At 52.0% G+C, this 19243-nt stretch carries 20 protein-coding genes; 6 read left to right on the forward strand and 14 right to left on the reverse strand.

The window, feature by feature from the left end; translation table 11 throughout:
- Window positions 1–36 precede the first annotated feature (36 nt).
- From ACR0DX_RS19055 to ACR0DX_RS19070, 4 genes are all read right to left on the reverse strand, one after another.
- On the reverse strand, window positions 37–708 hold the full coding sequence (locus ACR0DX_RS19055) for a nucleoside/nucleotide kinase family protein (RefSeq protein WP_170353721.1): 672 nt from the start codon (window positions 706–708) through the stop codon (window positions 37–39).
- Window positions 705–1487 carry an ATP-binding cassette domain-containing protein gene (locus tag ACR0DX_RS19060; RefSeq protein ID WP_174825670.1) on the reverse strand — a complete coding sequence of 261 codons (783 nt, stop codon included), beginning with the start codon at window positions 1485–1487 and terminating at the stop codon, window positions 705–707. Before ACR0DX_RS19060 ends, ACR0DX_RS19055 begins: the two co-directional genes overlap by 4 nt.
- Window positions 1487–2557 (reverse strand): ABC transporter permease, encoded by a 1071-nt coding sequence (locus ACR0DX_RS19065; RefSeq protein WP_170353974.1) that lies wholly within the window; start codon window positions 2555–2557, stop codon window positions 1487–1489. The genes ACR0DX_RS19060 and ACR0DX_RS19065 overlap by 1 nt, the downstream gene beginning before the upstream one ends.
- A gap of 116 nt (window positions 2558–2673) precedes the next feature.
- On the reverse strand, window positions 2674–3693 hold the full coding sequence (locus ACR0DX_RS19070; RefSeq protein ID WP_170353723.1) for a sugar ABC transporter substrate-binding protein: 1020 nt from the start codon (window positions 3691–3693) through the stop codon (window positions 2674–2676).
- Window positions 3694–3879: 186 nt separating this feature from the next.
- On the opposite strand from ACR0DX_RS19070, the gene ACR0DX_RS19075 reads away from it, so the two are divergent.
- Entirely contained in the window at window positions 3880–5079 is a 1200-nt protein-coding gene (locus ACR0DX_RS19075; RefSeq protein WP_170353724.1) for an ROK family transcriptional regulator, read from the forward strand.
- Window positions 5080–5404: 325 nt separating this feature from the next.
- Here ACR0DX_RS19075 and ACR0DX_RS19080 read toward each other — a convergent pair whose 3' ends face one another.
- The 3 genes from ACR0DX_RS19080 to ACR0DX_RS19090 are packed head-to-tail and all read right to left on the reverse strand — an operon-like array spanning window position 5405 to window position 10221.
- Window positions 5405–6529: an ABC transporter permease gene (locus ACR0DX_RS19080; protein WP_170353725.1), complete on the reverse strand. Its 1125-nt coding sequence runs from the start codon at window positions 6527–6529 to the stop codon at window positions 5405–5407.
- On the reverse strand, window positions 6530–9229 hold the full coding sequence (gene rbbA, locus ACR0DX_RS19085; RefSeq protein WP_480847090.1) for a ribosome-associated ATPase/putative transporter RbbA: 2700 nt from the start codon (window positions 9227–9229) through the stop codon (window positions 6530–6532).
- Window positions 9226–10221 (reverse strand): HlyD family secretion protein, encoded by a 996-nt coding sequence (locus ACR0DX_RS19090; protein ID WP_170724065.1) that lies wholly within the window; start codon window positions 10219–10221, stop codon window positions 9226–9228. Before ACR0DX_RS19090 ends, rbbA begins: the two co-directional genes overlap by 4 nt.
- 269 nt (window positions 10222–10490) lie before the next feature.
- On the opposite strand from ACR0DX_RS19090, the gene ACR0DX_RS19095 reads away from it, so the two are divergent.
- The gene (locus ACR0DX_RS19095; protein ID WP_170353727.1) at window positions 10491–12194 is read left to right on the forward strand and encodes an alkaline phosphatase family protein; all 1704 of its coding nucleotides are present in this window, start codon (window positions 10491–10493) and stop codon (window positions 12192–12194) included.
- A gap of 154 nt (window positions 12195–12348) precedes the next feature.
- Here ACR0DX_RS19095 and ACR0DX_RS19100 read toward each other — a convergent pair whose 3' ends face one another.
- From ACR0DX_RS19100 to ACR0DX_RS19110, 3 genes are all read right to left on the reverse strand, one after another.
- Window positions 12349–12765, reverse strand: a complete 417-nt coding sequence (locus tag ACR0DX_RS19100) for a c-type cytochrome (RefSeq protein ID WP_170353728.1) — start codon at window positions 12763–12765, stop codon at window positions 12349–12351.
- 413 nt (window positions 12766–13178) lie between these two features.
- Window positions 13179–13385, reverse strand: coding sequence for a DUF3291 domain-containing protein (locus ACR0DX_RS19105; RefSeq protein WP_170353976.1), 207 nt, complete (start codon window positions 13383–13385; stop codon window positions 13179–13181).
- Window positions 13386–13412: 27 nt separating this feature from the next.
- Window positions 13413–14198 (reverse strand): DEAD/DEAH box helicase family protein, encoded by a 786-nt coding sequence (locus tag ACR0DX_RS19110; RefSeq protein WP_170353729.1) that lies wholly within the window; start codon window positions 14196–14198, stop codon window positions 13413–13415.
- Between the two features lie 555 nt (window positions 14199–14753).
- On the opposite strand from ACR0DX_RS19110, the gene ACR0DX_RS19115 reads away from it, so the two are divergent.
- From ACR0DX_RS19115 to ACR0DX_RS19125, 3 genes are all read left to right on the forward strand, one after another.
- Window positions 14754–15449 (forward strand): hypothetical protein, encoded by a 696-nt coding sequence (locus ACR0DX_RS19115; RefSeq protein WP_170353730.1) that lies wholly within the window; start codon window positions 14754–14756, stop codon window positions 15447–15449.
- A 183-nt stretch (window positions 15450–15632) separates the two neighbouring features.
- A complete protein-coding gene (locus ACR0DX_RS19120) occupies window positions 15633–16322 on the forward strand; it encodes a hypothetical protein (RefSeq protein WP_170353731.1) in 690 nt (229 codons plus the stop codon).
- Between the two features lie 74 nt (window positions 16323–16396).
- Window positions 16397–16645: a ParB N-terminal domain-containing protein gene (locus ACR0DX_RS19125; RefSeq protein ID WP_170353732.1), complete on the forward strand. Its 249-nt coding sequence runs from the start codon at window positions 16397–16399 to the stop codon at window positions 16643–16645.
- Here the strand turns inward: ACR0DX_RS19125 and ACR0DX_RS19130 are convergent.
- The 4 genes from ACR0DX_RS19130 to ACR0DX_RS19145 form a co-directional block, all read right to left on the reverse strand.
- Entirely contained in the window at window positions 16637–17608 is a 972-nt protein-coding gene (locus ACR0DX_RS19130) for a fatty acid desaturase (protein WP_480847095.1), read from the reverse strand. The two genes, ACR0DX_RS19125 and ACR0DX_RS19130, sit on opposite strands and share 9 nt — an antisense overlap.
- A 114-nt stretch (window positions 17609–17722) precedes the next feature.
- Window positions 17723–17929 (reverse strand): cold-shock protein, encoded by a 207-nt coding sequence (locus ACR0DX_RS19135; protein WP_170328727.1) that lies wholly within the window; start codon window positions 17927–17929, stop codon window positions 17723–17725.
- Window positions 17930–18413: 484 nt separating this feature from the next.
- Window positions 18414–18632: a GDCCVxC domain-containing (seleno)protein gene (locus ACR0DX_RS19140; protein WP_083828990.1), complete on the reverse strand. Its 219-nt coding sequence runs from the start codon at window positions 18630–18632 to the stop codon at window positions 18414–18416.
- Between the two features lie 4 nt (window positions 18633–18636).
- On the reverse strand, window positions 18637–18960 hold the full coding sequence (locus tag ACR0DX_RS19145; protein WP_170353734.1) for a hypothetical protein: 324 nt from the start codon (window positions 18958–18960) through the stop codon (window positions 18637–18639).
- Between the two features lie 89 nt (window positions 18961–19049).
- Here ACR0DX_RS19145 and ACR0DX_RS19150 point away from each other — a divergent pair, with 89 nt between their 5' ends.
- Window positions 19050–19196 carry a MerR family DNA-binding transcriptional regulator gene (locus ACR0DX_RS19150; RefSeq protein ID WP_480847098.1) on the forward strand — a complete coding sequence of 49 codons (147 nt, stop codon included), beginning with the start codon at window positions 19050–19052 and terminating at the stop codon, window positions 19194–19196.
- Window positions 19197–19243: the final 47 nt, after the last annotated feature.

Consider the following 19243-nt stretch of genomic DNA (forward strand, 5'->3'; position numbering starts at 1 on the left):
GCTGCTTTAACGGATGGGTGAATCCAATGCGCAAACTCAGAATGCGTAGCGCATCCCGAATTCGGTGTAATTCTGGTTCAGTGTAAGATCGGCTTTCCGACTATCACGGATGACACGTTCAGCGTTGGGCAGATCGTTCGTTTTCGCGCGTTGCAACGCGGTTTTCGGATCAAATCCATGCTTGATCCAGCGGTGATGCAACCGCTTTACGAGTTCTTCCAAAGTTGGGCTGACAAAAACCGTTGCGGCATAGACATCCGCCAATGTTCTCCACGGGTCGCTATCCATCAGAAGGTAGTTCCCTTCAACAACAACAGTCCGAGTGTCGGGGTGAACCGCAATCGCGTTGGCAATGGCGAGATCCATTTGACGGTCAAATCTGGGGTGAAATGATTCATGCTGTGCGGATTGTAACTTTTTTATTGCATTGCAAAACCCAATTGCATCGAAGGTTTCTGGCGCGCCTTTTCTCGCCAGAAATCCTCGTGTTTCAAGTACACGATTGTCTAAATGGTAGCCATCCATAGGCACTAACGTGGCTAAAGGAACCGCCGAGTTCTGTTTTGCGTTCAGCAATTGCACAACGGATTCTGCCAGGGTCGACTTTCCGGATGCAGGGGGGCCGGAGATTGCGACAATCGTCCGAACCCCAACCTGCTTCCGGGAGAAGATCAGGTCGCACACGCGCTTTGCATCCTGTTCGATCACGCGGCGTCTTCTTTTGGTGGTTCTTTGGCGCCGGTCATAAAGGCCACGGCGTCGGACATCGTGTAGTCCTTGGGATCAATCGTGCAGAGCCTTTTACCGAGCCGGTGCACATGAATTCGGTCAGCGACTTCGAAGACATGCGGCATGTTGTGGCTGATCAGAATGATCGGAATACCACGCGCCCGTACGTCCTGGATCAGCTCAAGCACCTTGCGGCTTTCCTTCACGCCCAAAGCAGCCGTCGGTTCATCCATAATGATGAATTTGGTCGCAAAGGCGGCTGCGCGCGCAACGGCAACGCCTTGACGCTGGCCGCCAGACAGCGTCTCAATTGCCTGATTGATCGACTGCACTGTCATAAGGCCAAGCTCGGTCAGTTTTTCACGGGCGAACTTCTCCATAGCTGGCCGGTCGAGCTGACGCATGTATTTGCCCATGAACCCCTTTTTGCGGATCTCGCGCCCCATGAACATGTTGTCCGCAATCGAAAGGGCAGGAGACATGGCAAGCTGTTGATAGACAATTTCGATACCCATATTGCGGGCGTCGATTGGAGAGGTAAAGTTTACCTTCTTCCCTTCGATCAGAATCTCGCCCTCATCCGGGATGGTGGCCCCGCAAATCGCCTTGACGATGGAAGATTTACCCGCACCGTTGTCCCCAATAACTGCAAGGATTTCTCCTTTCCGCAGTTCAAAGTCGGAATGGTCGATGGCGGTGACGTGGCCATAGCGCTTCACGATCCCGCGCCCTTGGACGACTGGAGTTGTGTCTGACATTAGCCCGATACCTTTCTGATCCACTGGTCGACTGCGACCGCTGCGATGATGAGAAGACCGATCAACAGGAAGGTCCACTGCGCGTCTGCGCCGAGCAGCCTTAGCCCAAGAGTAAACACGCCGACGATCAGTGCGCCGAATAGTGACCCCAGAATGGACCCCCGTCCACCGAACAAAGAGATACCTCCGATCACAACAGCAGTGATGCTTTCAATGTTGGCCAATTGGCCGGACGTCGGCGAGACTGATCCGATGCGCCCAATCAGAGCCCAGCCCGCGAAGGCACAAATCAAGCCAGACAACATATAGACGGACATGAGTGTTCGATGGACGTTGACACCTGATAGTTCGGCCGCCTCAGGATCGTCACCCACGGCATAGACGTGCCTTCCCCAAGCCGTGTGTTTAAGTGCATAGGCCAACACAAAAATCAGGGCGAGCATGAAAATGACGCCGACAGTAAAGGTCGCTCCACCAATGCTGAACTTGGTTCCAAAGAATTGAAGGAAGGGAGCGTTGGCTTCGATATCCTGACTGCGAATAGTCTCGTTCGCGGAATACAGAAAGTTAGTCGCCAGTACGATCTGCCACATCCCTAGTGTGACAATGAAGGGGGGAAGTTTAACGCGGCTGACAAGCCAGCCGTTCAGTGCTCCGATCAAGGTTCCAACCGCAAGCCCGCACATTACAGCGATTGGCACTGGAATGCCGTATCGGAAAGAGAACTGCCCCATGATAACAGAAGAAAATACCATAATTGCGCCGACGCTCAGATCGATGCCGGCGGTCAGAATAACCAGGCTTTGAGCTGCGGCCACGATTCCGACGATCTGAACCTGCTGGAGGATCAAGGTCATGGCAAAAGGCGAGAAGAACTTCGATCCCAATAGCAGTCCGAAAATCAAAATCGCACCGACCAGAACGATAAGCGGCACAAAAGATGGGTTGACGTGGAGAAGATGCTGCAACCTCCCCAAAACGCCACGCCGATGGTCCTCAAAAGCTGCAACAGTTTCTGTCCTGCTGGCAGCGGATTCAAATTCCTTGGCGCTCTGGTTTGCTTCGGACATATCTCCCCCTTTTCGCGGGCGATGTAATGCCCACGAGATGAGTGTACAGGAAGTTTCGGTTTGCTGGTGAAAGGAGTGATGAGGCGCTCTCATGCGCCTCATACATTAGGTCTGATTTAGCCCCAGCAGAGCTCCAAGCCTTCGGCGACCGAAATCGATTCCACGCCATCAACAGGTTGGTCCGTGATGAGAGCGACTCCGGTATCGTAGAAGTCTTTTCCGGGCGTGTTTTCTGGCTTTACGCCTTCCTCAGCCCACTTTTTAACAGCCTCAACCCCAAGCGAAGCCATCAAAAGCGGATACTGCTGACTTGTAGCTCCAATAACTCCGGCCTGCACATTTTGTACACCGGGGCAGCCACCATCGACCGATACGATCAGTACATCGTTTTCACGCCCAATGGATTTCAGAGCCTCATAAGCACCTGCCGCTGCCGGTTCATTGATCGTGTGAACAACGTTGATCGTCGAGTCCTTGGCCAAAAGGTTTTCCATGGCGCGGCGCCCACCTTCTTCGTTGCCGTCGGTCACGTCACTGCCGACCAATCGTGCATCAGATTCATCACCGATGACATTGGGGTCTGCCAGGTCCACACCGAAGCCGTCGAGGAAGCCCTGATTGCGGAGAACGTCCACGGTTGGCTGACTGACGTTAAGATCAAGCGTCGCAATTTTTGCGTCAGCCGCTGCGTCGCCCATCTTTGCCTTCGCCCATTGCCCGATCAATAGGCCAGCTTTGTAGTTGTCTGTCGCAAAGGTTGCGTCAGCGGAATCAATCGGGCTTAGTGGCGTGTCCAGAGCGATAACCAGCAAGCCAGCATCACGCGCCTGCTGAACAGCGGGCACAATCGAACTTGTGTCCGAAGCCGTCAGGAGAATTCCCTTTGCGCCGTCGAGAATACAAGTTTCAATGGCCTGAACTTGAGTTTCATGGTCGCCGTCGATTTTACCGGCAAAGGCCTTCAAGGTCATGCCAAGCTCTTCAGCCTTGGCCGTTGCGCCTTCCTTCATCTTTACAAAGAATGGATTGGTATCTGTCTTCGTGATCAGACAAACGGTTTCTCCGGCCGCGTGGGCAGATGCGGCAGCCACCGTAAGCGCGGTAGCAGATGCGGCTATCTTGAATAGATTTTTCATGTAGTCCTCCCAGAAAATTGTTGATGCCCCGCATGGCAGGCCAACGAGACTCGCCCTCATCCTCCAATGAAGGTCTAATTTAAGAAACTGTGATTCTAGCCTTTCTGTCAATAAATAAATAAAGTTTATTTATTAATTTACCTAAGCACCTTTTCATAAGAAAATAAGGTGTTTATGTTCAGGCTTATGGAAAGAGAGGCGCTCAACACACTGACCGGTGGGGTAAGTCAAAGCGGGGTTCGCGATCACAACGAACGTCTGATTTTGACAGTTTTACAACGCCATGGGCCCGCCGCAGGCGCCGACGTTGCGCGATTGACAGGCCTGTCTCCTCAGACCGTATCAATCATTTTGCGCAAGCTTGAAAAAGACACAATTCTCAAGCGTGGAACCCCACTGCGCGGGAAGGTTGGAAAGCCCTCAATCCCTATGGAATTAAATCCGGAAGGCATCTTGTCGGTTGGGATGAAGATCGGGCGGCGTAGCGCCGATCTGCTCTTGATCGACTTTACTGGCACGCCGCGCCGCCAACTTTCCACGACTTATGACTATCCGCTACCAGAGGTCATTTTCGGTTTTTTGGAGACTGGTTTGGAAACGCTTCTGTCCCACGAGCCCCAAAGGCTTCGTGATCGTGTTTGTGGGATCGGTATCGGGACCCCATTTGAACTTTGGAAATGGCACGATCTGTCTGGGCTTGCTGCAAAAAAATTTCGGTCTTGGAGAAACGTGAATTTCTTTTCCGAGGTCGCCAAGTTCAGCGATTTGCCGGTTTTTGTGGTCAACGACGCAACAGCCGCATGTCACGCAGAGCATCTCTATGGGCGTGGGGCAGAATACCGTGACTACTTCTACTTTTTTATTGGCTCAATGATCGGCGGCGGTGTTGCATTGAACGGCACCGTGTTCGAAGGCAACCAAGGCAATGCCGGTGCATTGGGCGCCATGCGCACGACCGGTCCTTTGGGTGAGAGCCAGCAACTGATCGACACGGCGTCGCTGTTTTTGCTTGAGGACCGATTGATAGAAGCGGGTGTCGACCCGGGGATTCTATGGAAGAAGCCGCAGAATTGGAGCAGCATTTCTCGCTATGTAGAACCATGGATTGGCACCACGGCGCAAGAATTAGCTAAGGCCGCTCTTTCAATCTGTGCTGTCATCGACTTCGAGGCCATTTTTATCGATGGCGCGTTCCCGCCTGAAATTCGGGAAGAACTGGTGTCAAGGGTTCGCCGTTACTTAATCAACCAAGACAAACGCGGTTTGATTCCTCCGGTCGTGGAGGCCGCAGCGGTTGGGGAAAACGCTCGTGGCATTGGGGCGGCTAGCAGCCCAATTTTCCGCCAGTTTCTATTGAATACCAACGCTGGGCTTTCTGGAATGTAGCCAGAACTCATCGAAGTCAAAGTTTCAAAGTAGGAAGAAGCCGCTAGTAATGCTTTAAGAGACCGCTTTTGAACGCTGCTTTGGCACATGCGAGCTCAGCTTGAATTGGACCAAATACCGGCCGCGAACAACCGCTTTGAAAGACTGCGTCGCAAGCTTATCACTTAGCACCTAACGTCGGTTATAGTACGAACATGACTAGAGATATCTAGGCTAACGCTCATACAGTCGCTGATGCCCTGACTTCTGACCAGCAGATATCCAAACTGTCTTCAGAGGCGGAGTAGCTAGCGCTCCAATCTGTCAAAGCCAACAGATTGGAGCGCTAGCTGATCTGCGCAAGAGAACGCCGAAAAAGCCGTAAACTCATTAACAACAAAGCCGTTCCCAACAACGTCATCCAAACGAATTCCGGCCAGACAGTCTCAATACCAGCGCCTTTGAAAACAATAGCCTGACTTGCTGACATGTAGTGGCGTGACGGCAGAACCAAAGTACCTGCCTGCAACCACGCCGGCTGCCCTTCAATTGGGGTCTCTCCACCTGAAAGCATTAGCATTGGCAGCACAATCAACATAACCAGAAGCGCAAACTGCGCCATAGAGCGTGCAATGGTTGCCAGAAACACCCCAAGCGCCGTCGCAGTAAAAAGAAACAACGCCGTGCCAACCAAAAACAACATCTTGGATCCAGCGATACTAATACCCAGAGAACCCTGCATCACAAACGTTAGTGAAAGACCAGCCGCGACCAAAACCACTGCTGCATTCGCCCAAATTTTGGCAATAGCAATGTCAAATGGAGCAAGAGGCATGGCCAGGAGATGTTCAATGGTCCCGTGCTCTCGCTCTCTAATCATTGCCGCTCCGGTCAATATAGTTGTGAGCCACATGATCTGGCCGATCAAAGCAACGATACCAGCAAAACGTACAGTATCTCTATTTGGGTTGAAGGCGCTTCTAAGAATGACACTGATTGAGGCAGCATCTACTAGATCGATACCAATTGCATAGCGATGTATTTCAGCGCTCAAGATACTGGTGATGTAGTTTGCACCAATACCGGCCTGTTCCATGGCGGTTGCGTCAATAAGAACTTGAATCTCCGGACTGCGCCCTGCGCGCAGATCCTTTTCGAAACCGGGGGGCACAGCCACAACGAAAATAAAGCGCCCAGCATCCATGTACGCAGGTCCTTTTCCGGGTTCGATTTGGACGACCGGTTGGAACTCTGGTGGGAAAAACGCTGTGGCAAGTGCTCGAGAAAGTGGCGAGTCGTCTTCATCCGCAAACGCTATCGAGGCGTTGTTTACAGAACTTGCCACTCCCGTTGCTTCCATGATCGGGGCCAGCGTGAAGGACCAGACCAACAATGCCATCATCACCCAATCACGGCGCAGGCTCATCACTTCCTTCAAACCTAGCCAGAATATGCAGTAGAAGCGTTGCATTCACTTCTCCTGCGCCCGAAGACATACGGCTGCGATCAGTGTCAGAACTGGTCCGAAGCAGGCGAGGGCCAGAATGTCCGGCGCAAGGGCCTCCCAACCCAAACCTTTAGTGAAGGCACCAACGTTTAGGTGTAGGAAATATGAGGAAGGCCAAAGTGAGCCCACCACTTGTGCGCCTCCTTCAAGCGTTGAAACAGGTTGCAACAGGCCTGAGAACTGGATTGTTGGGACAACTGAGGCGATGGCAGTTGCAAATGTCGCGGCCACCTGACTGGATGTCATTGTAGCGATCAACAGCCCGTAGGATGTCGTTGCCCAAACGTAAAGAAGGGCACCAACAGCCAAAGGGAAAGGATTTCCTTTTAGCGGCACCCCGAAAAGAAAAACGGTCATTCCGGACAAAAGCAGAAAATTTGCGTAGGCGATCAAAATGTAAGGAATTTGTTTGCCGACTAGAAATTCAAGCCGCGTGGTTGGTGTCACGTAGAAATTGACAACTGACCCCAGTTCTCGTTCCCTTGCTACGCTTACGGCAGTCAAAACAGCTGGCAACATAATCAGTAAGATAGCAGGCATTGCTGGAGCCATCGCGGCGATGCTCTCAAAGCTCTGATTGTAGCGAAACCGGGGTTCGATCTTGGCGATATCTATCTGGCTTTTGCCATTGTTAAGGGCATTTTCCGCGAGAAATGATTGGTGCAATCCGGAAACATAACCTTCAACCGTCTCACCCTTAAATGGGATAGCACCGTCTACAGTTGCAAGTATCTGGGTTGGTTCACCCGTACTCATCTTTCGGTCAAAGTCAGGTGGTAACTCAACAACCAGAGAGACCTCACCTGACACTAGACGGTCGCGCCCTTCGCTGGCGCTTTGCAGCGGCGATGTGGCTTTAAAGTAGGACGATCCGGCGAATTCAGCCGCATAAGCACGACTCTCCGGCCCCTGAGAAAGGTCAAGTACCGCGAATTCAAGCTCATCGATATCCAGCGTAATTCCAAAGCAAAAAACCAACATTAGAATAGCAGAACCCAGAAACGCGAAAGCCAGACGCACCGGGTCACGAGCTACTTCAACGGTCTCGCGCCGCGTATAAGCCAATACACGAGAAAACGCTCCTCCCCCGGCGTGGGATCTGGCCCTAAAACCGACCTCTGGCGCGACAACAGAGACTGGTTTTTCTGCTGCTTCCAATATCGAAATGAAGGCGTCTTCAAGGTTTTTCGCCCCTTCGACGGCGATCAGTTCAGCCGGAGTACCTTCCGCTAGAACTCTACCAGCATGCATAAACGAAACGCGATCACAGCGTTCCGCCTCACCCATGAAATGAGTGGACACAAAGATCGTTACCGACTCATTTCGCGAAAGCTCAGTCAACAAGTCCCAGAAGGAATCGCGCGCCTCTGGATCCACACCGGATGTTGGTTCGTCGAGTATTAGCACCCGCGGACGGTGGATCACTGCTACGGCTAGCGACAGTCGCTGTTTGATCCCTAGAGGCAGTGCCGTCGCCAACGTATGCCGGTGCTCTTCGAGCCCAAAGCGCTCAGTGAGTTCCGAAACACGTTGTTCTCGGTTGGCAATTGCAAATATCCGCGCATGCAATTGTAGGTTCTGATGGACCGACAACTCGCCATACAAGGAAAAGGCCTGGCTCATGTAGCCTATTTCACGCCTCATTTTTCGGTCATATGCATCGACAGGGTTGCCAAACAGCAGTGCTTCACCTGAGCTGGATGGTAACAAGCCAGTCAACATCTTCATTGTCGTGGACTTGCCGCAACCGTTTGATCCTAGAAACCCGAATATCTCTCCGCGATTGATTGTGAAGTCGACGTTGTCTACGGCCGTGAAATCACCAAAGCGTCGTGTCAGTCCACGCGCAACTATCACTGGGCTTGCTTCGATCTTCCCATTCGTTTTGTTTTTCCCCGCCGGTTCGACAGGCAACTCCCGTGCTCTCAGACGCCGATATGCAATTTCGAGGTCGTCATCACTCCCTTTCAATTCGGCGGGCTTCCCATGAAAGATGACTTGACCCACGTCCATCGCGACAATCCGGTCAAAACCGTCGGCTTCTTCCATGTACGCCGTTGAAACCAATACCGACAGTTCAGGGTTTTTTGCTCGGATTGCATCAATCAAAGCCCAGAACTGCCGACGCGACAACGGGTCGACCCCGGTCGTTGGCTCATCCAAAACTAAAAGCTTGGGGTCATGGATTAACGCACAGCAAAGACCTAGTTTTTGTTTCATCCCACCCGAGAGCTTGCCCATCAGACGGTCTTCAAACTGCGCAAGCCCTGTCGCAGCCAATAGCGCTGCGATACGTTCGTCCCGCTCTGAATGCCCTTGAGCAAAGAGACCTGAGAAGAACTCGAGGTTCTCGCGCACAGATAGCTCCGGATACAGGTTTCGACCCAGCCCTTGCGGCATGAAAGCGATGGCTGGGCAAACGCTGTGTCGATGGCCAGAATTGCCAATCGGGCCGCCTAAAACGTCGATATTGCCGGATTGCAGTTTCTTTGCGCCGGTGATCAAACCAAGCAGTGTGGACTTTCCCACCCCATCCGGCCCGATAAAGCCAACCAGCTGGCCGGCTGGCAATTCCAACGAAACAGAATCCAATGCGACATGCTTGCGATAGCGGTGCGTAACACCTGAAATTCGAATATCGTAGGTTCCGTCCTCTACTCTCATTCGAACAGCTCTGCTGGGATGCGTTGTTCAAGCGCCTCAGGCCAAGCAACGGATGGGTTAAGCCGGATCACCGCGACACCGCGCAGACCGGTTTTGACGTGCTCAATCCGACTTTCAACCAAGTCTATTGGGATACGGACGCGAACACGAAAAACCAGTTGCTCTCGCTCATCCAGGGTCTCGACCTGTTTGGGGGTGAATTGTGCCTCGGGAGAAACAAAGCTCACGTATGCAGGTATCGCATATTCCGGCAAAGCGTCGAGCACGATGCGAGCCTCAGCTCCAATGGGCAAAAGTCCGGCCTCACGCGCCGGAAGAAAGACTTCCATGTAAACATTCTCAAGGCCAAGAATAGTGAGGATTGGTTCGCCCGCGCCAACCACCTCTCCGGGTTCTGCGAGCCGGTAAAGCACGCGTCCGGGCAAAGGTGCCACTAGAGCGCTGTCTTCAATCTGTGCCTCAATCCTGCGCACTCCCGCCTCAGCGGCAGCAATACGGCTTTCTGCGGTTGCAACTCGGGCTTTGGCGGCGCCCAATACTGCTGTAGCAACCTTATGAGTGGTATCGCGATCTTCAAAAATAGTTTTGGAGATGTTTTGTCCTGCCAGCAACGCCGTGGCACGATCAAGCTCTTGCTCGGCCCTGCGCTGTTCGCTTTCGCGTTGCACTACGAGCGCTTCTGCTTCGGCCCTTGTCTGATTTGCCAAGGCTACTTCGGCTCTAGCACGGTCTAGGGCCGCAGATAGCTCGTCTATGTCCATTTCGGCCAGGATTTGACCGGCTGCAACCATACTGCCCTCTGTTGCCGTTACCTTTGCAACCCGACCTGCATTAGTTGGTGCTATTTCGACTTGTTCCGCTTCAACCCGCCCGTTTCCTTGCACAAATCCGACCGGCAATTCATCGCCATCCTCGGCAACAACGACATACAGCAATGCACCAGCAACTACTAAACCAGCCAAAAAAAGAAAAACCGATAGGTTTTTGGTCATAGCTTTCACCTGAAACTGGGTTTCTGGCGCAGAGTCTAGTGTCTCAAAAGACTCAAAGCCTTGTTTTGGATCAAAACCGATCCGGTCACCTCAGTTCCAAGCAATTGTTTGTATGAACACCGGTTTGAGTGTTGCAGGCTCTTTCGCGATGGGTTGGAAGAAGTAGACGTGAAGCGGTTTTGCTATCAGTTTGGTATTGAAGAGGGTTGTTCTAGCGCGCAATTGCAGTCGCGACTGACCTGCTGCGCAATACAGCGAAAGGAAGCACTATGACCAAAACACTGAGAGTTTGTTTGTCTTTGTGGTTGGTTGCAGTCGCTCCTGCGTATGCGCAAGAACCTCCTCGTCTCGTTTTGCAGCTGACCGTTGACGCGTTTCGGGGCGATCTGCCGACACGCTACTTTGAGAATCTTGGGGAGGGTGGCATTAAGTATTTACTAGAAAACGGTGTACACTATCTGGACGCCCATCATTGCCATGCCAATACAGAGACGGTTGTCGGACACGCCACATTGGCGACCGGGGCAACTCCGGCAGTACACGGGATGATCGGAAACATCTGGTTCGACAGAGTCTTGGACCGCGTTGTCTACAACGTTGAAGACAGCACCGCTCCGCTTCTTGGAGATGGCGCTGGCGTCAATGACGATATTGAAATTGACCCAACACAGGCGGCAGCTGGCACAGATGGCCGGTCACCACGCGCTATGCTTGTTACGACGCTTTCGGACGAATTAAGCGCTTCCACTGCTGGTGCGGCCAAAGTCTTTGGAGTTTCAATCAAAGACCGTGGGGCAATTACAATGGCGGGACAAAGCGGCAAAGCCTTCTGGTTCTCAAAAGCCGCAAATCGTTTTGTCACAAGCTCCTATTACTATGACAAATACCCAGATTGGGTTTCCTCATGGAATGACGCATCGCCGAGCGCCTCCTTTGAAGGAACCTCTTGGGAGTTGATGCACCCAAATGAAGCCTATCTCTTTGGCGACCGCGACAACCAACCATGGGAGACGGATGTCGCCGGGTTCGGCATAACCTTTCCTCATCGCTATTCTTCGACGCAAAATGGGTTTGACCCGCTGGAAAATCCCTACTTTACGACCTTTTTAACGCTTAGCCCCGCTGGCGACGATCTGACGGCGCAATTTGCCAAACGATTGATTACTGCCGAGGATATCGGGCAAGACGCGGTAACGGATTATCTGGCGATTAGCTTCTCGTCCGTGGATTACGTCAACCATGTGTTTGGCCCCTCCAGTCTTGAAGCCGAGGACACGATATACCGCCTCGATCAGACTCTCATGAGTCTCTTCGCGTTTATCGACGAACGGATTGGGCTGGAAAACGTTTTGACCGTTCTATCGGCGGACCACGGCACCACCGATGCGCCGGGCTATTTGGAGAGTGTTGGCATCCAAACTGGCCTTGTTGCTCCGGACACATGGGACCCGACGGAACAGATAGCCAGGCTTAAGGAGCGGTTTGGGATCACCGGGAAACTGCTTGAGGGTTATAATCACCCCTATCTCAATATCGCCCCCGAAGTATTGGCTCGCCGTGATATTGATTTACCCACGCTGGAGTCAGCTATTGCAGAAGAGCTTCTATCCTTTCCCGATGTGGCATTCGCCGTCCCTAGTACGGCTATCGAAGCAAACCTCCTGCCCGATACCGACATCATGCGCCTGATCCGCAACAACTATAATCCGACCCGATCCGGGAACATATACGTTGTCTTCAAACCCGGCTGGTTCATCGCGGACTTCGATGGTCTGTCCGTCACATCCACCCACGGGTCACCGTGGCGCGGTGACACACATGTGCCGATTTTCTTTGCTGGAGCGAACTTAAAACCGCAACGGGTTGCACGCCGGGTTTGTACGACTGCTATCGCATCCACACTGTCTGCATTATTAAGTACGGCACGTCCTAATGGTGCGAGCGGTGAGGTACTACAAGAAGTCTTGGATTAGACCGCTGTGAAGCGCGAGACCTGATATTGAAGCAAGCTAGGCCAGACCGCGACGGCATCGTCTACAAGTCGATCCGTATATTCGTTGCTTCCAGGCAATTACGGCACCCGCCCAACGCAGCACTCTTTTGCGTACTCAACTGCGAAGCAGAACTTCACGGAACATATCGTTCCGGCTTCGGAGACTGAATACTCTCCAAATACTCAGCAATTTCGATTAGTCTGGAAGGAATACGCGTAACCAAACCATTCCCCGTATCAAATTCGACAGTAGGGCCGTCGTTCAACTCTGTGATTATAGGCATGTCATCGCGAGGTTCTTGAACTTTCAAATAACCGTCCAAGATCGACATGACCTCCAACATGGGCCACACACCCCCTCTGCGTTCGGAAATCTTTGTTAAATCAGCAGGCTCTGTTTTCAAATCAGCTGCGTCAGGTCCTTTTCCAGATGCATCGATTCCGTGACATCTGGCGCAATGCTCAACAAAGAGGTCTTTGCCAAGGTCCAAAAACTCATCTGCCGCAGATATCGTCGCAACCGAAGAAATGCCCATGCTTGCAACGATCATAAAGTGCCTCATAAGCCAGAGGTCCTTTGCCAAACGAGAGTTTACTACAACAGAAATGGACCGACATCTTCCCCCGGTCAACGTCGGTCCTTTACCAAATAACATTTGCTATCCTGTGGCCCAAAACCGATTGATGGGGACAGGCAGCAGCGAGCTCAGAACAGCTTCACCATTTAACATTCGAAATTTAGCATGTGAGCACGTTCTACTCTTTGACATAAATCATATGTCAACTCGCATTTAGCCAGACCTGGGCTCGACTTTCCAATTCGGCCAAAAGATTTTGAGTGACTGCTTACGCCTAGCTGACCACGGCGCTTAACAATGCTAGGCATGCAATAGTCACCTGGTCAAAAAAGGTGCAAGTCCAGAACAACGGCAAACGGTCAATTGCTGACCTAGCGCCAAGAACACTAATCTACTGTTGGATGCTTTCTAAGAAAAACAATAGCTGCAAAGTCGTAAGCCTCCGGATTTGGCCCGTCTGCTCTCAACCGAAGAAGTCTTTCCTTTCCCTCTGTCAGGCTCGGGATATGGCCAGCCCGGATTGGCCAGATACCCGTCTGTCGAGCAGCAGCCCAAAGCGGACCTTCGCAACCAAGCTTTGCAAATTCCGAAATGCCAACCGAACAGACCCTTGTCCGAGGCTACACCCGATACCAGTTTTCAACTTCTCGGGCGGCTGCTTCGACTGTAAAGGTAGTCTCTACCTCTGCGATTGCGTACTTTACTTCGTCTGAGCTAGCACTGAGTTCTAAGACGTTCGCATCCAGATCATGGGCTGATCCGGCATTTGAATAAATCGTATCGACCCCAATTCTAATGGCGTTTCGGTGTTGCAGTAGGTGCTCAAAAAACCGCACATAAACCATCTCCTCGTACGGAGAATGACTGTCCGCTTCAGAGATCAAACCCAATTCTGCGGCCTTGGCACACGTCAAACGCCAAGCCAGTTCCATTGTCGATGGAGGCGCATCTCTGGCCTCATCAGGATGTTTTGGGTTCGCAAACGTAGACCTTCGGAAGGCTTCGAGATTGGTACGCAAGCTCTTAGTAGGAACGGGATAGATGAATGTGGTTTCCTCGGATGCTAAGGCTGGTTCAACCTGATCCGGCTGCGCCTGGATGAACTCGGAAAACCTGTTTCCGATGATAGGGACTTCTCCGACAATCAAGTCTGTGGGGTCGGTATTCTCCGCCAGCCATCGCGCCAGGGCTCTCCGACCCCACAGCCCGGCAGCCTTTCGGATCAACGGATGAGTTCCATCCGAAACATCTGGATACCTAGCGAGTAGATCTTCGGTCTGAAACGCCGCGAGACCTGTATCCCAACGCATAATATGCACGCGACGTCCCAAGGAGACCGAAATGGATATCTGCTGACGCAACAGGAATGACTTTCCTGATGCTGGTAATCCAGTGAAGAAAACCATGCGGCAACGACGTGCAGCGTTGGCCAGGTGTCTTCCAATCTCAGTGTCCGCAAAACTGTCGATAGAAATTGCAAATCTCCTAGTTCGGTGTCGGCAATAGGCTGGAGCGGCGAGCGTTCACCACCTCCAAGATTGTTGCCCAAGAAATCCGGCGATTTCACAGCCGAATTGTCAACCTAAATTGCCCCAAAGTGAATTTTGCCTCTCAGTTATTATCTTAACCACCTAATAACTCGCCGGTCTCAAAAATTGACCATTCCGCAGCACACGCTTCTTGACGAGCGTGCGTCCTTGACTCTTCACAGACTAGGAACGACAAGAGTGCATTGGTAAAAAATTACTCGCCGCCGCGATGCTGCCGGTTACGATAATCCAATGGCCTTCAGACTAATTGTAGCATGTGCCTCAGCATAGGAACGGGTTCCGCTGGGGTCTTCGCTATGAGCTCGTTCCTAGCAAGCATTTGCAACTGTCACCTGACGTGCTCCAGTCATCGCGTGACCCATGAAAGAAGGCGCAGTATGAACAACACATGGCTCTTAAATTGCGTGCTTGATGCCCGATAGATCAGGTCTCAGGCTCCGTGTCGACCATTCATTCATCGTGTTTGCTCGCTGCATTCTTTGTTTGATCCCGATACTTTTGGTGTTTCTCTCAGGAACGCAGCTTCCTGCTCAGGTCGCGGGCAATGCCGATGGGTCTGTTTGTGACGAAGGTTTCGAAAACAAGAACGGATCCTGCCAAAGAACAGACTTACCAGAAAACGCATTTTTGACGGGTAGCACCTATGGCAGCGGCTGGGAATGCAATCACGGTTTTCAGAATGTCGGAGAACTCTGTGAAGAAGTGATGGCACCTCAAAATGGATACGTCGAAACCCGGTTTGGCGTGCAGGAAATACACTGCAACTGGGGATTTCGTAAAGAGAACCAGGATTGTGTTGCGATAGATGTCCCGCGCAACGGCCGCCTGACTGACAAAAACAGCGCGGATGGTTGGGTGTGCATCAGAGGTTACAGGGCAGCGGATAGCGGCTGTGAGCCTGTGGCAGTTCCACAGCATGCATACCTCGCGCCTAAAACTTATTCCGGATGGAAATGCGAACGTGGTTTTCGCGCAAACCGGGACAAGTGCGTTGCGATCCTTGTCCCTTCAAACGCTCATTTGAATCGAAGAGGTGATGGTTGGGAATGTAACCGGCCGTTCACGAGACAGAACGACCAGTGCACCGAAAATGCGCCGCGACAATAAGTTAGTGGAAACCAAAGTCGCCTGACAAATCCGGAAGGACTAAGCCGTGAACTATAACTCGATTAACGAAAACCTGGGTAAAAGTCTCAAAGCCGAAAAGGCGCGTCGCCGGTCCTATGGGATTAAGTTATCTATTGCGTCAGCAGTGTGCGTTGCAGCGATAATTACCGTGGTGTTTCTCTGATGCGTAAAAATGCCCCTCAAGTAACTCTTCCCAGTTCAAAGATGTCAGCTCATAGTCTGGAACAAAGAGCGTTTCAGGACCGCAGTGTTCGTAAGTCGCGGAACGCTGACGTATCAGGAGTGATTGAGGAAGAATTTGGAAAGTACTTGATTAAGGCTGGCGTTCTGAGCGGCAATAGTGTTGCACGGGCATTTCCCAAGCCGCCGGCTAAAACGCAGGCAATGATTGCCGACGCAGTTGGAGAAACACCAGCATTGGCCATTGAGGCCTTAAAAGAAATTCTCGAAGAACGAGACAGAAAGCGTAGCGGTCAACGCCGTTTGGAGGGAAACTCCGGCACCTTCGTTCCTAGTGAAAGAGAATATGCAGAGGCATTACGCCAGATCAGGCTCACCCCCGCGCAGGTCACATTGCTCAAAGCACTTACAATCGCAGGCAAGGACGGTCTGACCATTGGTCACTTGTCTCAGGCGGCCGGTTACAAATCGCGCGAGGCCTCAATCAAGGTCTTTAAGAAAATCGGTCTATTGATCGCGGAGTATCTAGAGCTCGAACTTCCCGAAGGCGGATCGGTACAGAATGATGGCGCCGCTCAGGTCCTGGCATTTTCTCACATCGAAAGTGACGACGAGCCAGCAACTTGGATTATGCATCAGGAACTGCGCGACGCTGTTCGTTCGGTTCTATGACGTACGTTACAGCCCCAGCTCCTTTAGCGAACTTCGAACCGGAACAAATGCACGAAAGGTTGCTCACGTAGCTTATGTTGGAGAAAAGACCATATCCGCTCGACCTGATCTATGTACCTGTGAAACGGGCGAAAACGCTTGATCAACAAAAAGTTCTGACGCTGGCCGAAGATATCCTGAAGAATGGCCAGAAGACCCCGATCCAGATACGCGCTGACAACAAAAGGTTCGTGCTGATTGAAGGTCTTCACCGACTAGAGGCTATCCGCGCCCTCGGCGGTGATACTATTGAAGCCTATTTGGTCCGCGCCAGACTACACTAAGCTCTTTTTGGGATTGGCGTTTGACAAAGCCTCTGAAAAGGTCATCAGGCGCTGACTTTTTTCATCCCAAAGATGCAATCGCGCACAATGAAGGCTCTGATACAGAGTAATACGCTGGCAGTTTTCCAAGTCAGAATGGTCACGCAAAACTTCGTTTAGCCGATAGAACGGTATGCGGCTGGCGAGGTGGTGAACATGGTGCACACCAATGTTGCCAGAGAACCACCGCAAGATGCCAGGCAAGGCATAGTGAGAACTACCATAGAACGCGGCGTTCTGAAGGTTCCAGCCCTCTTCCCGGTCCCAGGTCGTGTGTTCGAACTGGTGTTGAATGTAGAAAAGCCAAATACCAATCGATGATGCGACAATCACGGTTGGCAGGAAAACACACGCCACCACCTCAAAGCCTCCGGCCCATAAAATCAGAGCCAAGAACCCTGCAATTGCGGCGTTTGTTCCCATCGCACTTGCCCAATACAGCCAGCCCGACCGCATGAAGCCAACAGGTAAGCGGTATTGAATAAAGAACGTATAGATCGGCGCAACACCGAACAGGAAGACGGGGTTCCGGGTCAGACGATACGCGGCACGCCCGAACCAATTCCGTTTCAGGTATTCCTCAATGGTCAATGTAGGGATGTCACCCATACCACGCCGATCAAGGTTACCGGTTGAGGCATGGTGAATCGCATGGCTTTGCCGCCAAACGTCATAAGGTGTAACGGTAAGAGCACCCAGAACCCGGCCAGTCCAATTGCATGCGCTGCGGCTTCTAAAGAAAGATCCATGACCACAATCATGCATGATGATGAAGATACGGACCAGAAATGCGGCATTCAGGATGGCCAGCAATATTGCGATCCAGACGCTAAATGACAACGCAAACCACGCTAGGGCCCATAGCGCGAATAAGGGGAAAACAGTGATCGCAAGTTCAAAAACACTGCGCTTCGCATCGGGCACACGGTATTGCGCGAGCACCCGCGTCCAGTCTTTAGGTTGCAACTTACTTGGTCTCCGACGGCCTATTGTCGCCCATTGTTCAAACGGGCACCCTTATGGGGTGCCCGCAAAAGGTCAGGCGAGTGCCAGATTGGCGGCGCTTTCGCGTCCGTCACGGCCAGCCTCGACGTCAAAAGTAACCTTTTGGCCGTCTTTCAATTCGCTAAGGCCGGAACGTTCAACTGCTGAGATATGCACGAACACGTCGCGCTTGCCATCTTCAGGCTCGATAAAGCCAAAACCTTTGGTTGAGTTGAACCATTTTACTGTGCCATTTGCCATGGTGGAAGTCTCCTAATACGTGCCGCCCGCATCATTGCGGCGACTCGGCGTGGTCGGTCTGAATCGAAAGACTGAACGCCGAATTGGGGAGACAGCAGGTCGAAAAAGAAAAACGTAAGCCTCGTGTATATGGACTTCGACTACGCACGATACAAGCCTTGATGCTTTGGCGGACAACAGAGAATTTGAGCCTGTCTGGCTTAGAACTAGGCAAGTAGAGGTGAAACCGTTGCTCTTCGATCCAAACTTGAAGGTGGCTTGGGTCAGCGGCACAGAAGACTAACGATCATTTTTGGGATATTAACCTGCTGCATACGAGACAGCGATAAGCGTCCGTTTTGGTGCCTTGGCGAGACTTTGCAAAGTCCGCTTTCTGCGCATCGCAGACCTTCGCGCCCTGAGTACCACTGGCAACTTTGGGTTCAAAGCGGGCTTTCACAGCAAATCGTCCGAATAACCCCTCTGCGGACCAAAGCAGACTTTGTCATCCGCAACAACTATCGCCATTCTGGATCGGCGGGCAAGGCACCGTGGCATAGGAGCAGTAGACACAACAGTCCCCTTCCAACGGCTTCAAGACCGCTGCGCAAGACTTGCATTCATAGAACCACTGGCAAGCATCCGTCGGCATTATTTCGGTTTCGCTGTGACCGCATTTCGGGCACGTCAGGGTGCTTTCAAGCACTACAGTTTGCTCTGTCATTGTTTCACATCTGCATTATCAGGTAATCGTTGATCCGGGCCTCGTTAAAGACGACGACCCAAGCTAACGCGGTGATTGCGGTCGTCCCCGAAAGCCACCATTTCAACTTTGTTAGGGAACCGCGTTGATAAGATAAAAGCCACGAAATAGCGACAAGCGCCGTCGAAATCGCCAATACGCAGTAGCTTGCCGCCGCGATCTTTCCGAAAATGGCCAGCCAACTGCCTCCTAGTCCCAGCAACATCATTGTCATGGGCAATACACAGCAAGTCGCGACGCCGAGTGCTGACAGTGACCCCAGATAACTAACGCTAAGGTACTTTTGCATTTCATTCCCTTGACTAGTTGGAGTTGTCGAAGTGTCAGCCTCTCGTATAACTTCTGTAGTCGCTACAGGATCAAGACGGGAAAACTCACATGTTTGCGATTGGGGAAGCATCCCGGCAAAGCGGTGTCGGCATTGAAACGATCCGCTACTACGAACGCGAAGGGATCGTGCCCAAACCAGAACGGGCACCTATGTCCGTTGTCAGGGATTTTGGGACAGATGGCTGCCTGAGCTAAGAGAGGATCTGGCGCATCTGGTTGGTTTGATTATGCGGCGGATTTGC

It is taken from the genome of Ruegeria sp. D3 (assembly GCF_056534465.1).

What these genes read in the sequence shown, in the direction of transcription:
- ACR0DX_RS19100 (WP_170353728.1), bottom strand. Translation starts at nt 12,765, where the DNA reads ATGATCGTTGCAAGCATGGGCATTTCTTCGGTTGCGACGATATCTGCG.
- ACR0DX_RS19080 (WP_170353725.1), bottom strand. Translation starts at nt 6,529, where the DNA reads ATGCAACGCTTCTACTGCATATTCTGGCTAGGTTTGAAGGAAGTGATG.
- ACR0DX_RS19060 (WP_174825670.1), bottom strand. Translation starts at nt 1,487, where the DNA reads ATGTCAGACACAACTCCAGTCGTCCAAGGGCGCGGGATCGTGAAGCGC.
- ACR0DX_RS19075 (WP_170353724.1), top strand. Translation starts at nt 3,880, where the DNA reads ATGGAAAGAGAGGCGCTCAACACACTGACCGGTGGGGTAAGTCAAAGC.
- ACR0DX_RS19135 (WP_170328727.1), bottom strand. Translation starts at nt 17,929, where the DNA reads ATGGCAAATGGCACAGTAAAATGGTTCAACTCAACCAAAGGTTTTGGC.
- rbbA (WP_480847090.1), bottom strand. Translation starts at nt 9,229, where the DNA reads ATGAGAGTAGAGGACGGAACCTACGATATTCGAATTTCAGGTGTTACG.
- ACR0DX_RS19065 (WP_170353974.1), bottom strand. Translation starts at nt 2,557, where the DNA reads ATGTCCGAAGCAAACCAGAGCGCCAAGGAATTTGAATCCGCTGCCAGC.
- ACR0DX_RS19120 (WP_170353731.1), top strand. Translation starts at nt 15,633, where the DNA reads ATGCGTAAAAATGCCCCTCAAGTAACTCTTCCCAGTTCAAAGATGTCA.
- ACR0DX_RS19115 (WP_170353730.1), top strand. Translation starts at nt 14,754, where the DNA reads ATGCCCGATAGATCAGGTCTCAGGCTCCGTGTCGACCATTCATTCATC.
- ACR0DX_RS19145 (WP_170353734.1), bottom strand. Translation starts at nt 18,960, where the DNA reads ATGCAAAAGTACCTTAGCGTTAGTTATCTGGGGTCACTGTCAGCACTC.
- ACR0DX_RS19070 (WP_170353723.1), bottom strand. Translation starts at nt 3,693, where the DNA reads ATGAAAAATCTATTCAAGATAGCCGCATCTGCTACCGCGCTTACGGTG.
- ACR0DX_RS19090 (WP_170724065.1), bottom strand. Translation starts at nt 10,221, where the DNA reads ATGACCAAAAACCTATCGGTTTTTCTTTTTTTGGCTGGTTTAGTAGTT.
- ACR0DX_RS19095 (WP_170353727.1), top strand. Translation starts at nt 10,491, where the DNA reads ATGACCAAAACACTGAGAGTTTGTTTGTCTTTGTGGTTGGTTGCAGTC.
- ACR0DX_RS19125 (WP_170353732.1), top strand. Translation starts at nt 16,397, where the DNA reads ATGTTGGAGAAAAGACCATATCCGCTCGACCTGATCTATGTACCTGTG.
- ACR0DX_RS19140 (WP_083828990.1), bottom strand. Translation starts at nt 18,632, where the DNA reads ATGACAGAGCAAACTGTAGTGCTTGAAAGCACCCTGACGTGCCCGAAA.
- ACR0DX_RS19110 (WP_170353729.1), bottom strand. Translation starts at nt 14,198, where the DNA reads ATGGTTTTCTTCACTGGATTACCAGCATCAGGAAAGTCATTCCTGTTG.
- ACR0DX_RS19150 (WP_480847098.1), top strand. Translation starts at nt 19,050, where the DNA reads ATGTTTGCGATTGGGGAAGCATCCCGGCAAAGCGGTGTCGGCATTGAA.